Origin of the sequence: Corynebacterium pygosceleis (genome assembly GCF_016595275.2) — a bacterium.
GTDB classification, from domain to species: domain Bacteria; phylum Actinomycetota; class Actinomycetes; order Mycobacteriales; family Mycobacteriaceae; genus Corynebacterium; species Corynebacterium pygosceleis.
In genome coordinates, this window is record NZ_JAENIQ020000001.1 from 117,260 (window position 1) to 130,457 (window position 13,198).

General features: G+C 66.6%; 13 protein-coding genes. 7 read left to right on the top strand and 6 right to left on the bottom strand.

Features of this window, described 5'->3' with window-relative positions:
* Window positions 1–137 precede the first annotated feature (137 nt).
* The 4 genes from JIM94_RS00460 (at window position 138) to JIM94_RS00475 (ending at window position 3,872) form a co-directional block, all read left to right on the top strand.
* Entirely contained in the window at window positions 138–1,469 is a 1,332-nt protein-coding gene (locus JIM94_RS00460) for an ABC transporter substrate-binding protein (RefSeq protein ID WP_200254158.1), read from the top strand.
* Between the two features lie 260 nt (window positions 1,470–1,729).
* On the top strand, window positions 1,730–2,800 hold the full coding sequence (locus JIM94_RS00465) for a carbohydrate ABC transporter permease (RefSeq protein WP_200254161.1): 1,071 nt from the start codon (window positions 1,730–1,732) through the stop codon (window positions 2,798–2,800).
* Window positions 2,800–3,621 carry a carbohydrate ABC transporter permease gene (locus tag JIM94_RS00470; protein ID WP_200254283.1) on the top strand — a complete coding sequence of 274 codons (822 nt, stop codon included), beginning with the start codon at window positions 2,800–2,802 and terminating at the stop codon, window positions 3,619–3,621. Before JIM94_RS00465 ends, JIM94_RS00470 begins: the two co-directional genes overlap by 1 nt.
* Window positions 3,618–3,872 carry a hypothetical protein gene (locus JIM94_RS00475; RefSeq protein ID WP_200254299.1) on the top strand — a complete coding sequence of 85 codons (255 nt, stop codon included), beginning with the start codon at window positions 3,618–3,620 and terminating at the stop codon, window positions 3,870–3,872. The genes JIM94_RS00470 and JIM94_RS00475 overlap by 4 nt, the downstream gene beginning before the upstream one ends.
* A gap of 6 nt (window positions 3,873–3,878) precedes the next feature.
* Here the strand turns inward: JIM94_RS00475 and JIM94_RS00480 are convergent, their stop codons facing one another.
* The 5 genes from JIM94_RS00480 to JIM94_RS00500 are packed head-to-tail and all read right to left on the bottom strand — an operon-like array spanning window position 3,879 to window position 7,549.
* Window positions 3,879–4,358 (bottom strand): YdcF family protein, encoded by a 480-nt coding sequence (locus JIM94_RS00480; RefSeq protein WP_200254163.1) that lies wholly within the window; start codon window positions 4,356–4,358, stop codon window positions 3,879–3,881.
* Window positions 4,355–4,891, bottom strand: a complete 537-nt coding sequence (gene purE, locus JIM94_RS00485; protein WP_200254165.1) for a 5-(carboxyamino)imidazole ribonucleotide mutase — start codon at window positions 4,889–4,891, stop codon at window positions 4,355–4,357. Before purE ends, JIM94_RS00480 begins: the two co-directional genes overlap by 4 nt.
* 35 nt (window positions 4,892–4,926) lie before the next feature.
* Window positions 4,927–6,189, bottom strand: a complete 1,263-nt coding sequence (locus JIM94_RS00490; protein WP_267173040.1) for a 5-(carboxyamino)imidazole ribonucleotide synthase — start codon at window positions 6,187–6,189, stop codon at window positions 4,927–4,929.
* A 32-nt stretch (window positions 6,190–6,221) separates the two neighbouring features.
* Window positions 6,222–6,701, bottom strand: a complete 480-nt coding sequence (locus JIM94_RS00495; RefSeq protein ID WP_200254166.1) for a hypothetical protein — start codon at window positions 6,699–6,701, stop codon at window positions 6,222–6,224.
* Window positions 6,698–7,549, bottom strand: coding sequence for a biotin--[acetyl-CoA-carboxylase] ligase (locus JIM94_RS00500; protein WP_200254168.1), 852 nt, complete (start codon window positions 7,547–7,549; stop codon window positions 6,698–6,700). The genes JIM94_RS00495 and JIM94_RS00500 overlap by 4 nt, the downstream gene beginning before the upstream one ends.
* A gap of 157 nt (window positions 7,550–7,706) precedes the next feature.
* Between JIM94_RS00500 and JIM94_RS00505 the strand changes: the two genes are divergently transcribed.
* The 3 genes from JIM94_RS00505 (at window position 7,707) to JIM94_RS00515 (ending at window position 11,587) form a co-directional block, all read left to right on the top strand.
* Complete coding sequence (locus tag JIM94_RS00505; RefSeq protein ID WP_200254170.1) at window positions 7,707–9,338, top strand: acyl-CoA carboxylase subunit beta; 1,632 nt, start codon at window positions 7,707–7,709, stop codon at window positions 9,336–9,338.
* 305 nt (window positions 9,339–9,643) lie between these two features.
* The gene (locus JIM94_RS00510; protein WP_200254172.1) at window positions 9,644–11,257 is read left to right on the top strand and encodes an acyl-CoA carboxylase subunit beta; all 1,614 of its coding nucleotides are present in this window, start codon (window positions 9,644–9,646) and stop codon (window positions 11,255–11,257) included.
* Between the two features lie 54 nt (window positions 11,258–11,311).
* Window positions 11,312–11,587 carry an acyl-CoA carboxylase subunit epsilon gene (locus JIM94_RS00515; RefSeq protein ID WP_200254174.1) on the top strand — a complete coding sequence of 92 codons (276 nt, stop codon included), beginning with the start codon at window positions 11,312–11,314 and terminating at the stop codon, window positions 11,585–11,587.
* 126 nt (window positions 11,588–11,713) lie between these two features.
* Here the strand turns inward: JIM94_RS00515 and cls are convergent, their stop codons facing one another.
* Window positions 11,714–13,147 (bottom strand): cardiolipin synthase, encoded by a 1,434-nt coding sequence (cls, locus tag JIM94_RS00520; protein ID WP_200254177.1) that lies wholly within the window; start codon window positions 13,145–13,147, stop codon window positions 11,714–11,716.
* Between the last annotated feature and the right edge of the window lie 51 nt (window positions 13,148–13,198).

Sequence of the window (13,198 nt, forward strand, 5' to 3'; positions counted from 1 at the left end):
CCATAACGCCCGTTTTGAACGGCGTCAAAGGTATAGTCGATCACAACCGCCCCGGCATGTGGCGTATCTCATCACCTTCTTTCACGGTGATGCGTAGCCGCACCCCCGGGGAACACCGAACGAGAGGTAGTCACCTTATGACGATCAGATTCAACCGCAGGGCCGTCACCGCCGTCGCAGCCACCGCTTTCCTCGCGACCGGCGCGCTGACCGCCTGTTCCTCCGACTCCGACGATGTTTCGGAGAAGGCCGGGGACGCGGTCACCTCAGGAAGTTCCGCGGCATCCTCCGCCGCGAAGGAGGCGACGTCCTCCGACGCGGAGGGCCGTGGACCGATCACCTTCGCGATGGGCAAGAACGACACCGACAAGCTGAAGCCCGTCATCGAGAAGTGGAACGCCGAGCACCCGGACGAGAAGGTCACGCTCAAGGAGCTGGCCGGTGAAGCCGACGAACAGGCCGACACCCTGAAGCAGGCGCTGCAGGCCAAGAGCACCGACTATGACGTGATGGCACTCGACGTCATCTGGACCGCGGAGTTCGCGGCGAACCAGTGGCTGGAGCCCCTCGAGGGAGACATGGCCGTGGACACCTCCGGACTGCTGCAGTCCACCGTCGATTCCGCGACCTACGTCAACAAGCTGTACGCGGTGCCGCAGAACACCAACGGTCAGCTCCTCTTCCGGAACACGGCCCTGGTGCCCGAGGCCCCGGAGAACTTCGGGGAACTCGCCGAGGACTGCAAGGAGGTCTCGGAGCAGGACAAGGACTGCCTGACCCTGCAGTTGAAGAAGTACGAGGGCCTGACCGTGAACACGGTCGGTTTCATCGAGGGCTGGGGCGGCCACGTCATCGACTCCGACGAGAAGCCCGTCGTCGACTCCGACGATTCCAAGGCCGGACTCCAGGCTCTCGTCGACGCCTACGACGACGGGGTGATCGCGAGTGACTCGATCTCCGCGACCGAGGAGGAGACCAACCTGGCCTTCACCGAGGGCCGTACCGCCTTCGCCATCAACTGGCCGTACATGTACGGCAACGCGGAGAAGGACAACTCCGCGGTCAAGGGCGAGTTCGAGGTGCAGCCGCTGGTGGCCAAGGACGGCGTCGGTGTCTCGACCCTCGGCGGCTACAACAACGCCGTCTCGGCCTACTCCGAGAACAAGCTGACCGCCCGCGACTTCATCGAGTTCATCATCTCCGAGGAGAACCAGATGAGCTTCGCCGAGGCGTCCTTCCCGCCGGTGCTCGCGTCGATCTACGACGACGAGGACCTCATCGAGAAGTTCCCCTACATGCCGGCCCTGAAGATCTCCCTCGAGAACGCCGTCCCGCGTCCCGTGAGCCCCTTCTACCCGGCGATCTCCAAGGCGATCCAGGACAACTCCTACGCCGCACTGACCGGCGAGAAGAGCGTCGATGACGCGGCGTCCGACATGCAGGCGGCCATGGAGCAGTCCAGCCGCTAGCGCCCCAGGTAGGACGGGTCACACCGTTCCACCCGGATTTCCACCATGCGGGTCCGCCCCGGTGTTCGGCACGACGTCGATCACCGGGGCTGATCCTTGTGTACCGACGATTGTTCCACCTCCCCCATCCTCCCCCGCGGCACCCCCGGCCATCCGGGGAGGATGTCCACCGCCGCTGACCGGCGGGTAGATGTAGTAGAAGGATGCCCCACGGACCCGGCAGGTACCGCCGGGCCACCACCACCGGACCGAGGAGTTCCATGTCCAGGTTGAAGCAGACCCGCTCGGCGGCCATGCTCATCGCACCGACGATGATCGTGTTGGCCGTCGTCATCGGGTACCCCATCGTCCGGGCCATCTGGTTGTCCTTCCAGGCGGACAAGGGCCTCGACCCCACGACGGGTTTCTTCGTGGAGGGAGGTTTCGCCGGACTCCGGCACTACCTGTACTGGCTCACCCAGAGCTGCCCCGCCGGCGGCGGGGAGTACAGCACCTGTCCCCCCGGTGTGCTGTCCACCGATTTCTGGCCGGCGCTGCGGATCACCGTTTTCTTCGCGGTGGTGACGGTGAGTCTGGAGACCGCCCTGGGGATGTGGATGGCGACGGTGATGAACCGGGAGTTCTTCGGTCGGGGCCTGCTCCGCGCCGCGGTGCTGATCCCGTGGGCGATACCGACCGCCGTCACGGCGAAACTGTGGCAGTTCATCTTCGCCGATCAGGGTGTCGTCAACGCCGTCCTCGGTTTGGACGTCCGGTGGACGACCGACCCGTGGGCGGCACGGACGGCCGTCATCCTCGCCGACGTGTGGAAGACGACACCGTTCATGGCCCTGCTCATTCTCGCCGGACTGCAGATGATCCCGAAGGACGTCTACGAGGCCGCCCGGGTCGACGGTGCCTCACGGTGGCAGATATTCACCCGGATCACTCTCCCGCTGGTGCGACCGGCGTTGATGGTCGCGGTACTGTTCCGCACCCTGGACGCGCTGCGCATGTACGACCTTCCGGTCATCATGATCTCGGGGGCCTCCAGCTCCCCGACCGCGACGATCTCCCAGCTCGTCGTCGAGGACATGCGCCAGAACCACTTCAACTCCGCCTCCGCGTTGTCGACGTTGATCTTCCTGCTCATCTTCGCCGTCGCGTTCGTGATGATCCGTTTCCTCGGGGCGGACATCCGCGGTTCGTCGCGGACCGCGAAGGGCACGACCGCCGCGCCGGTCGATGATGCTCCCCCGGCGCACAACCCGCTCGTCCTGGCCGCATCCGGTGCCCGTCCGGGGAACGCCCCGACTCCCGGTCCGGCCGACACCGAAGAAGAGGAACGATGATGAAGAGCATCCGCAACTACATCGGTGTACTGGCCATTCTCGTGTGGGGACTCGCCCCCTTCTACTGGATGCTGGTCACCGCGCTCCGTGACTCGGACTGGACCTTCGACACGACACCCTGGCCGACACACGTCACCCTCGACAATTTCCGTGACGCGCTGGCAACGGACGCCGGCAACAACTTTCTCGCGGCGATCGGGAATTCGTTGATCATCGGCCTGGTCACCACCGCCGCGAGTGTCCTCGTCGGGGTGTTCGCCGCGTACGCACTGGCGCGGCTGGATTTCCGGGGCAAGGGCATCGTCACGGGGATCGTCCTGGCGGCCAGCATGTTCCCGGGCATCGCCCTGGTCACCCCCCTGTTCCAGCTCTTCGGCGACATGGGGTGGATCGGCACCTACCGGGCGTTGATCATCCCGAACATCTCCTTCGCGCTGCCGCTGACCATCTACACGTTGGTGAGTTTCTTCCAGCAGCTCCCGTGGGAACTCGAGGAGGCCGCGCGTGTCGACGGCGCGTCCCGGGGGCAGGCGTTCCGCCTGGTCCTGCTCCCGCTGGCGGCACCCGCCCTGTTCACGACCGCGATTCTCGCGTTCATCGCGGCGTGGAACGAGTTCATGCTCGCCAAGCAGCTCTCGACGACCGCGACGGAGCCCGTGACGGTCGCCATCGCGCGCTTCTCCGGGCCGTCCGCGTTCGAGTACCCGTACACGTCGATCATGGCGGCGGGTGCACTGGTGACGGTGCCGTTGGTGATCATGGTGCTGGTTTTCCAGCGGCGTATCGTCGCCGGTCTGACCGCCGGTGGTGTGAAGGCGTGACCGGAGGTCCGACGACGGGGAGGAGCTCCGGTGCAGCTCCGTCCGGTCCCGGCCGTGATCCGGCGGAGGCCCGCCGGCGGAAACTGCAACGCGACACCGTCACCGGTTTCGTGTCCTTTTTCGCCGTGGTGGCCCTCATCCAGGCGGTGGTCAACGTGACACGTCCCGAACCTGCGGTGTGGCCCGCGGTTCTCGCTCTCGTCCTCGTCCTCGCGGCCGTCTGGTTGTGGCGGTCGGGCCGGAGGCGCTGAGACCGCTCAGGAGCGGATGCGTCGCCAGATGATTCTGAGCGCGGAGTGGAGCAGGGCGAGGATCTCCCTGCTCCAGAGATGGGGGATCCGCTTGAGCGGGGTCCTGGCGGAGACCATCCTGACACGGTAGCCGTGGTGCCACGCCCACAGTTTCACCCGGGGAATGTGGAACTCGTTGGTGACGACGATCCACTCCGGCCAGTCGGCCAGTAGTTCACGGGTGTTCTCCAGGTTCTCGTTGGTGGAGGTGGCGCGATCCTCCGTGAGAATGCGGGTGACGTCCACCCCCCTGTCCACGAGCCAGTCCCGCATCGCCGGCGCCTCCCCGTATCCGGTGACGACGACGGGTGAGGAAGGGTGTTCCCGGACCGCGGGGAGCGCCGCGACGAGACGTCGTTCGAGTGCGCGACCGGGTCTGCCGTCCCGGAGCCGACAACCGAGGATGACGACGGGAAGCCGGGGACCGTCCGCGACGGGTGGGGTCACTGTCCCAGCAACCGCTCACGCAGTGCCGCGTCCTTGGCGAGCACCGCGTCACGCATCTCGTCCTGGTAGGCCGCCATCCGCTCGACGAGCGCGGGGTCGCCCGCGCCGAGAATCCGGGCGGCGAGGAGCCCCGCGTTCTTCGCTCCACCGATGCTCACGGTGGCGACGGGGACACCGGCGGGCATCTGGACGATCGACAGCAGGGAGTCCATGCCGTCGAGGGTGTCGAGGGCCCTGGGGACGCCGATGACCGGCAGCGGGGTCGCCGCGGCAACCATACCGGGGAGGTGCGCCGCCCCACCGGCGCAGGCGATGATGCAGGACAGGCCACGGGTGTGGGCGGAACGGGCGTAGTCGAGCATCCGCTCGGGCGTCCGGTGCGCGGAGACGACACCGACCTCGAAGGGAATGCCGAATTCGGCGAGTACCTCGGCGGCGGGTTCCACGGTGGGCCAGTCGGAGTCGGATCCCATGATGAGTCCGACGAGTGGGCCGGTGTGCCGTGGAGTGTCACGCTCCGCGTTGTCGTCCATGTCCGTCCTTCCGGTGGGGGCTGTGGGGTGGTGTGTCAGTCGGAGATCCAGCCGTCCGCCCAGGTCGCGTGGACGAGGTAGTGGGCGGCGAGACGCGCCCGTCGACGGAGTTCGGGGACGCCGCCGCCGAGACCGGGATCCGAGGTCAGGTTGACGTGTCCGATCTTACGGCCGGGACGCCAGTCCTTGCCGTACAGGTGGATCTTCGCGTCGGGGAAACGGTTCCAGACCTCTATCATCCGGTCGTGGAGACTCTGGTCGGGATCGGTGTCCGCACCGAGGACGTTGGCCATGACCGTCGTCCCCCCGACAGGTTCGGGGGACCCGAGAGGGAGATCGAGGACCGCCCGGATGTGCTGCTCGAACTGGCTGGTGCGGGAACCGTCCTGTGTCCAGTGACCCGTGTTGTGCGGCCGCATCGCCAGCTCATTGACGAGGATCCGTGCCTCTCCCCCGGAATCGGCGTGAACCAGGAAGAGCTCGACGGCCAGGACACCGGTCACCCCCAGGTCACCGGCGATCTTCACCGCGAGTTCCCCCGCCCGCTCCCCGAGCGCCGGGGGAAGGTCGGGTGCGGGGGCGACGGCTTCGGTGCAGACACCGGCGGTCTGCACCGATTCGACGACGGGCCACGCGGCGCAGCGACCGGACGGGGTCCGGGCGACCATCGCCGACAGTTCCCGGTCGAGGCGCACCTTCTCCTCCGCCATGAGCGGTACGCCACGACCGAGGAGTTCGGTGACCAGCCGGATCAGTTCCTCACGGGTGCCGGGGAACCAGACGCCCTTGCCGTCGTATCCGCCACGGCGGGCCTTCAGACACACCCTGGAGTCGACGTCGTCGAAGAAGGTGGTCGCATCGTCGACGGAGTCGACCGCCGTGAAGGGGGGAACCGGGGCACCGAGCTGCCGGAGTCGTTCCCTCATGATGAGTTTGTCCTGCGCATGGGCGAGGGCATCGGGACCGGGCTGGACGTTGACACCGGCGTCCATGAGCGCGCGGAGATGTCGCGCGGGCACGTGCTCGTGATCGAAGGTGACGACGCTCGCCCCCTCGGCGGCACCCCGGAGGGCGTCGAGATCGGTGTAGTCACCGATGATGACGTCGGCGGCGACCTGCGCCGCCGACGCTCCCGCGGAGCCCGCGAGGAGCCGGACGGACTGCCCCATCTCGATCGCGGCCGTCTGCATCATCCGGGCGAGTTGTCCGTCGCCGATGACGGTGACGACGGGCATCCCGGTCGCGTGCGCGTCGGGGTTTCCGCCTGCTGGGAAGGGATCACGGGGATGGTTGCTCACACCGCCCAACTATAGCGGTGCGCCCGTGCGACTCAGAGGTGGGGATCATTGATGATCCGGGCTATCTTCCGGACCTTCGGCAGCCCCCGGTAACAGACGGGTACGTCACTGTCCCGGAGGTACACGGCGAGCAGCCCCCGCTCCTTCTCGGCCCAGGTCACCGCTGACATGGACAGGGTCCGGGGGCGGGCCCGGAACCCGTCGCCGCGGAAGATGATGCGCCGGTCGGTGACGATCATCCGACGGCGACGTTTCCGCAGCAACGGGAGCAGGAAACGCCAGAGGACAAGTACGGCCCAGAGGAGGACGAATCCGTTGCGCCACTCCGGCGGGAGGTGCAGCGGCCCCACCCCGTATCTGCCCGCGTCCGCCGCGTCGAACCAGCCGATGATGATCCACAGCACCCCGGTGACCACGATCATCTCGAGGAAGGGGAAGACCATCTCCCGCAGCGGCGCCTTCACGTCGGCCAGGACGTGCTCGTCCCGGTCCGGGGTCATCCCTCCACTCATACGGGCCTCAGGTGGGTGACGTCACCGGCGGCGAGCTCATGGTCGTTCCCGTCCTCATCGCGGAACAGCAGCCGTCCGTCGTCGGCGACCCCCGTGACGGTGCCGTAGATGGTCCGTTCCCCCTCCGCCGCGGGGATGAGGACCTTCGCACGGGCGCCGATGGATGAGCACACGTCGCGGTAGTCGGCGAGGAGTCCCGGGGCACCGGCCGCCCACTGTGTCAGCCGGTGATGGAGGGCGAGCAGGACGTCCCCGGTCAGCAGGGTCCGGTCGAACGTGTGCCCGGGGGCGGCCAGATCCAGGGAGACGGCGTGGGGCACGGGCAGTTCATCCTCCGTGAGGGAGACGTTGATGCCGAGGCCCATCACCACCGCGGGGGCGTCGGAGAGGTTCGCCGCCTCGGCGAGTATGCCGCAGAGTTTCCGCCCTCCGAGCAGCACGTCGTTGGGCCATTTCAGCACCGGCTGCAGTGGGCTCGGCGATCCGGTTTCCGCGGCGGCACGGTCGGCGGCGGCCGTGACCGCGTCGATGACCGCGAGCCCGGCGGCGAGCGGCAGTGTGCCGAGACGGACGAGGCCCGGCGCAGACGGACGGATGAGCACGCTGACGATGACCTGACTTCCCTCGGGCGCCGTCCACACCCGCCCGTGTCTGCCTCTCCCCGCCGACTGGTGTTCGGCGATGACGGCGGTCCATTCCGGAGCCCCCCGGGAGGATGCGGCCACCAGATCGGCGTTCGTGGAACCCGTGCTGCCGGTGTGCACGATACGGGCGTAGGGGCCGCCGGTGACGCAGCGACGGTGCAGGGCGCCGGTGTCGACCTGGGTACGTGGGGTCCGCGAATTCATGACTGCCACGATAGCGCGTGGGCGGCCGGGAGGGCGACACACCGGAAGCTGCCCTGACCTGAGGAAACAGCAGTTCACCAGCATTTTTCCCCGCTGTGACACAGATCACCACGTTTTTGCTTTGAAAACTAAAACTACTGGCTTAGACTCCCGAAACATGACGATTTCCTCACCTTTGATCGACGTTTCCTCGATGTCCGGCCCGATGACCACCGCAGACAAGATCGCGGACCTCAAGGCACGCCGCGCCGAGGCCACCTTCCCCATGGGTCTCGCCCCGGTGGAGAAGGTCCATGCCGCCGGTCGACTCACCGCCCGCGAACGACTGGACTTCCTCCTCGACGAAGGTTCCTTCATCGAGACCGACCAGCTCGCCCGGCACCGCACCACCGCTTTCGGCATGGGCGGCCGTCGTCCCGCCACCGACGGCATCGTCACGGGTTGGGGAACCATCGACGGCCGTGAGGTCTGCATCTTCTCCCAGGACGGCACCGTGTTCGGGGGCGCACTCGGGGAGGTCTACGGCGAGAAGATGATCAAGATCATGGAGCTGGCCATCGAGACGGGCCGCCCCCTCATCGGCCTCTACGAGGGTGCCGGTGCGAGGATCCAGGACGGTGCGGTGTCCCTCGACCTCATCGCGCAGACCTTCTACCAGAACATCAACGCCTCCGGCGTCGTCCCGCAGATCTCCGTGATCATGGGTGCCTGTGCCGGAGGAAACGCCTACTCCCCCGCGCTGACCGACTTCGTCGTCATGGTCGACCAGACCTCGAAGATGTTCGTGACCGGCCCCGACGTCATCAAGACCGTCACCGGCGAACAGATCACCCAGGAGGAGCTGGGTGGGGCGAGCACCCACATGGAGACAGCCGGCAACAGCCACTACACGGCCGCCAGCGACGAGGACGCCCTCGAATGGGTCCAGGAACTCGTCGGCTACCTCCCCTCGAACAACCGCAGCTACGCCCCCCTCGAGGAACACGACCGCGACGAGGGGTCCATCAACGACAACATCACCGCGGACGACCTGAAACTGGACGGGATCATCCCCGATTCCCCGACCACCCCCTACGACGTCCGCGAGGTCATCGAGTGCCTCACCGACGACGGTGACTACCTGGAGATCCAGGAGGACCGCGCCGCGAACGTCGTCATCGCCTTCGGCCGCGTCGAGGGACAGTCCGTCGGGTTCGTCGCGAACCAGCCGACCCAGTTCGCCGGCTGCCTCGACATCGACGCCAGCGAGAAGGCGGCCCGGTTCATCCGCACCTGCGACGCCTTCAACATCCCCATCGTCATGCTCGTCGACGTCCCCGGCTTCCTGCCCGGCGCGGGCCAGGAGTACGAGGGAATCCTGCGCAGGGGCGCGAAACTGCTCTACGCCTACGGCGAGGCCACCGTCCCGAAGATCACCGTCACCATGCGCAAGGCCTACGGCGGAGCCTACTGCGTGATGGGCTCCAAGGGCCTCGGGGCGGACCTCAACCTGGCGTGGCCGACCGCACAGATCGCCGTCATGGGCGCCAAGGGTGCCGTCGGCTTCATCTACCGCAAGCAGCTGAAGGACGCGGCCGACCGGGGCCTCGACGTCGCCGAGTTCGCCGCCTCCTTCGAGCGGGAGTACGAGGACTACATGCTGACCCCGTACCTCGCCGCGGAGCGCGGGTTGATCGACGCCGTGATCCTGCCGAGTGAGACCCGTGGACAGATCGCCCGAAACCTGCGGCTGTTCTCCGGCAAGAATGTTCAGCGGCCCGCCCGCAAGCACGGAAACATCCCCCTGTGACGACGTGAACCGGACCCGTGGGACCCTCCGAAGTCCCACCCCGGCCCCCTGCCCGGGGGTGACCGGAGCCGGACGGACGGTGTCTCCCCACGCAGAGATGATCGACGGGGAGACACCGTTCACCTTTTAAGTTCCGGGAACAAAAGTGCTGCACAGGTCGCACCTCCCGCCCCATCGTCGGACGCGGGGAGCCCTGCTAGAGTGTCTCAGTCCACGGGAGTTCCCGTCCCGGGACATCCTACGGACCGAGAATGCCGGGCCTTTTCACTCCTTCCTCCGGTACCACGCCTATAAACTTGGAAAACATGACGACCGAAAACTCCACACCCGACCTGACCACCACGGCCGGAAAACTGGCCGACCTCCGCGCCCGGTTGACCGAGACCGTCGCCCCGATGGGCGAAGCCTCCGTCGAGCGCGTGCACGAGGCGGGCAAGAAGACCGCCCGTGAACGCATCGAGTACCTCCTCGATGACGGTTCCTTCGTTGAGGTGGATGCGCTGGCGCGCCACCGGTCGAAGAACTTCGGCCTCGATGCGAAGCGGCCCGTCACCGACGGTGTCGTCACCGGTTACGGAACCATCGACGGCCGCAAGGTCTGCGTGTTCTCACAGGACGGCGCGGTGTTCGGCGGCGCACTCGGCGAGGTCTACGGCGAGAAGATCGTGAAGATCATGGATCTGGCCATCAAGACCGGTGTCCCGCTGATCGGCATCAACGAAGGCGCCGGAGCACGCATCCAGGAGGGTGTCGTCTCCCTGGGCCTCTACTCCCAGATCTTCTACCGCAACACCATGGCCTCGGGTGTCATCCCGCAGATCTCCATGATCATGGGGGCCTGCGCCGGCGGCCACGTCTACTCCCCCGCCCTGACCGACTTCGTGGTCATGGTGGACAAGACCTCGAAGATGTTCATCACCGGCCCCGACGTCATCAAGACCGTCACCGGTGAGGAGGTCACCCAGGAGGAACTGGGCGGTGCCGACACGCACATGTCCATGTCCGGAACCTCGCACTACACCGGCTCGGATGACGCCGACGCACTCGACTGGGTCCGTGAACTCATCACCTACCTGCCGCAGAACAACCGTGCGGAGGCACCGCGCCAGGAAGCCGAGATCATGGAGGGCTCCATCGCGGACAACATCACCGACACCGATCGTGAGCTCGACACGATCATCCCGGATTCCCCGAACCAGCCGTACGACATGAAGGAAGTCATCACCCGCGTCGTCGACGACGGTGAGTTCCTGGAGATCCAGGAGGGCTACGGCGAGAACATCCTCATCGGTTTCGGTCGTATCGAGGGCCGCAGCGTCGGCTTCGTCGCCAATCAGCCGATGCAGTTCGCCGGTTGCCTCGACATCAAGGCCAGCGAGAAGGCGGCCCGGTTCATCCGGACCTGTGACGCCTTCAACATCCCCATCGTGGAGTTCGTCGATGTCCCGGGCTTCCTGCCCGGTACGACCCAGGAATACGACGGCATCATCCGGCGCGGCGCGAAGCTGCTCTTCGCCTACGCCGAGGCGACGGTCGGAAAGATCACCGTCATCACCCGGAAGGCCTACGGCGGAGCGTACTGCGTCATGGGCTCCAAGGACATGGGCGCGGACATCTGCCTCGCATGGCCCACGGCCCAGATCGCCGTCATGGGCGCCTCCGGTGCCGTCGGCTTCATCTTCCGCAAGGAACTGAAGGCCGCCGCGGCTGAGGGCAAGGACGTCGCCGCGGTGATGAAGGAGTACGAGAAAGAGTACGAGGAAACCCTGTGCACCCCGTACATGGCGGCCGAGCGCGGCTACGTGGACGCCGTCATCCCGCCGTCCGAGACCCGTGGCCAGCTGATCGAGGGCCTGCGCCTGCTCGACCGCAAGGTCGTCAACGTCCCCGCCAAGAAGCACGGCAACATCCCGCTGTAACGGGTGCGACACCACCGCACCCGCACCGTCCACCAGAACCAACCCGGAGGATCCATGTCCGACACCACCACCGCACCGGCTGACGCCGGGGCCGTCGATTCCGCCGCACCCGAGGCTCCGGCCAAGCCGGTGCTGCAGATCATCAGCGGCAACCCGGATGACGCCGAAACGGCCGCGTTGACGGTGATCTTCGCCGGTCTCGCGGCACAGGCCGCAGCCGAGGCGGAGAAGACCGAGCGCTCCCGGAACATGTGGGGCAACCTGGAGGAGCGCCTGCGCCGCCCGGTGACCCACAATCCGACCGCGTTCCAGAACGTCAGCTTCTACTGATCCCCGGACAGTACGGAGGGCCCCGCCCCGGGATGTCGATGACACTCCGGGGCGGGGCCCTTTTTCCGTTCCCCTTTCCGGATCAGGTCGGGTGCACGGCATCGGGTGCCGCAGAGATGACACGGTTCACAGCACCGGCCCGATGGTGGCCAGGATGTTGTTCCACGCCCGCTTGGCGAGACTCCAGTCGAGCACTTCCTCGAGCGTGACCGTCCGGGAGTTCTCGATGTACCGACTCTGACGGGCCTGCACGGCGGCGGTCACACCGTCGTCATGGATGAGAATGTTGTTCTCGTAGTTGAGGTCGAAGCTGCGCAGATCGACGTTGGTCGACCCGATGAGCGTGATCGTGTCGTCGATGGTGAGCGTCTTCGCGTGCAGGAGACCACCGCTGAATTCGTGGATGACGACGCCCGCGTCCAGGAGCTGACGGTAATAGCTGCGGCTCGCTCCACCGACGACCCAGCTGTCGTTGTTCTCCGGGAAGATCATCGTGACCTCGACCCCGCGGAACGCCGCGGCCATGAGCGCCTGAACCACGGTCTCATCGGGCACGAAGTAGGGGGTGGACATGGTCAGCCGATGGTGCGCCGAGGCGATCAGGGTCGCGAACAACTGCGGCGTCGCCCCCTGACGTTCGGTAGGTCCGTCACCCATCACCTGCGCCGCGAAACCCGCCGGGTCCGCCGGTTGTCGCGGAACCGGGATGACGTCGATGCTCTGCCCCGTCGCCTGTGCCCAGTCGCTGGCGAACAGCAGCTGGTTCTGGGAGACGACCGGCCCGGTGAACCTGAGCATGATGTCCACCCACGGCGCGTACTTCGGCTTGACCCGGAACTCCGGGTCCGCCGAGTTGCGGGAGCCGCAGTAGGTCACGGCACCGTCGATGACGGTGATCTTGCGGTGGTTGCGCAGATCGATTCTCGAGGTGATCATCGTCCACAGCGGATTCCGGATCGGCAGCGCCACACCGAGCTGCACCCCCGCATCGGCCATCTCCCGCCACAGGTCCGACCGGATGAATGCCCGGGAACCGAGTCCGTCGGCGAGCGCCCGGCAGGTGACCCCGCGTTCCGCGGCACGGATCAGTGCTCTGGCTACGTCGGTGCCGGTGGTGTCCGTCAACCAGATGTAGTACAGGACGTGCACGTGGTCGGTGGCCGCGTCGATGTCCGCGATGAGCCGGCGGTTGGTCTCCTCCGCGTCCGCCATGAGCTCCGCGCGATTGCCGGGGACGGCGTGGAAGCCGTTGATCGAGGCGCAGTAGTGGAACGCCGGACGGTAGCGGGCCTCGACGAGTTCGTCGGTGACGCCCCGGTCCCCGAGAAACACGGTGCCCCGGTCGCGCATCTCCGCGCACACCTCATCGTGCCGGCGGTTGGCGGTATGTCCGGGGTCCACCTCACCGAAGAGGAAGTAGACGATCGCACCGATGAACGGCAGCAACAGGAGAACGATCATCCAGGCGAGCCGTACCGGTGGTTCGAGGTCGTCCCTGATGAGGATCCGGAGCCCGAAGCCCACGAGAATCAGGACGTGGAGGATGACGACGATGGTCACGGAAATACCGCCTTCGGGTTGCCGGTACCGGAAAACCGGTGCTGAGAAACG

Bases quoted from the DNA above. Each gene is read 5' to 3' on its own strand.
- JIM94_RS00460 (WP_200254158.1), top strand. From the start codon at position 138: ATGACGATCAGATTCAACCGCAGGGCCGTCACCGCCGTCGCAGCCACC.
- JIM94_RS00465 (WP_200254161.1), top strand. From the start codon at position 1,730: ATGTCCAGGTTGAAGCAGACCCGCTCGGCGGCCATGCTCATCGCACCG.
- JIM94_RS00470 (WP_200254283.1), top strand. From the start codon at position 2,800: ATGAAGAGCATCCGCAACTACATCGGTGTACTGGCCATTCTCGTGTGG.
- purE (WP_200254165.1), bottom strand. From the start codon at position 4,891: ATGGACGACAACGCGGAGCGTGACACTCCACGGCACACCGGCCCACTC.
- JIM94_RS00495 (WP_200254166.1), bottom strand. From the start codon at position 6,701: ATGAGTGGAGGGATGACCCCGGACCGGGACGAGCACGTCCTGGCCGAC.
- JIM94_RS00500 (WP_200254168.1), bottom strand. From the start codon at position 7,549: ATGAATTCGCGGACCCCACGTACCCAGGTCGACACCGGCGCCCTGCAC.
- JIM94_RS00505 (WP_200254170.1), top strand. From the start codon at position 7,707: ATGACGATTTCCTCACCTTTGATCGACGTTTCCTCGATGTCCGGCCCG.
- JIM94_RS00510 (WP_200254172.1), top strand. From the start codon at position 9,644: ATGACGACCGAAAACTCCACACCCGACCTGACCACCACGGCCGGAAAA.
- JIM94_RS00515 (WP_200254174.1), top strand. From the start codon at position 11,312: ATGTCCGACACCACCACCGCACCGGCTGACGCCGGGGCCGTCGATTCC.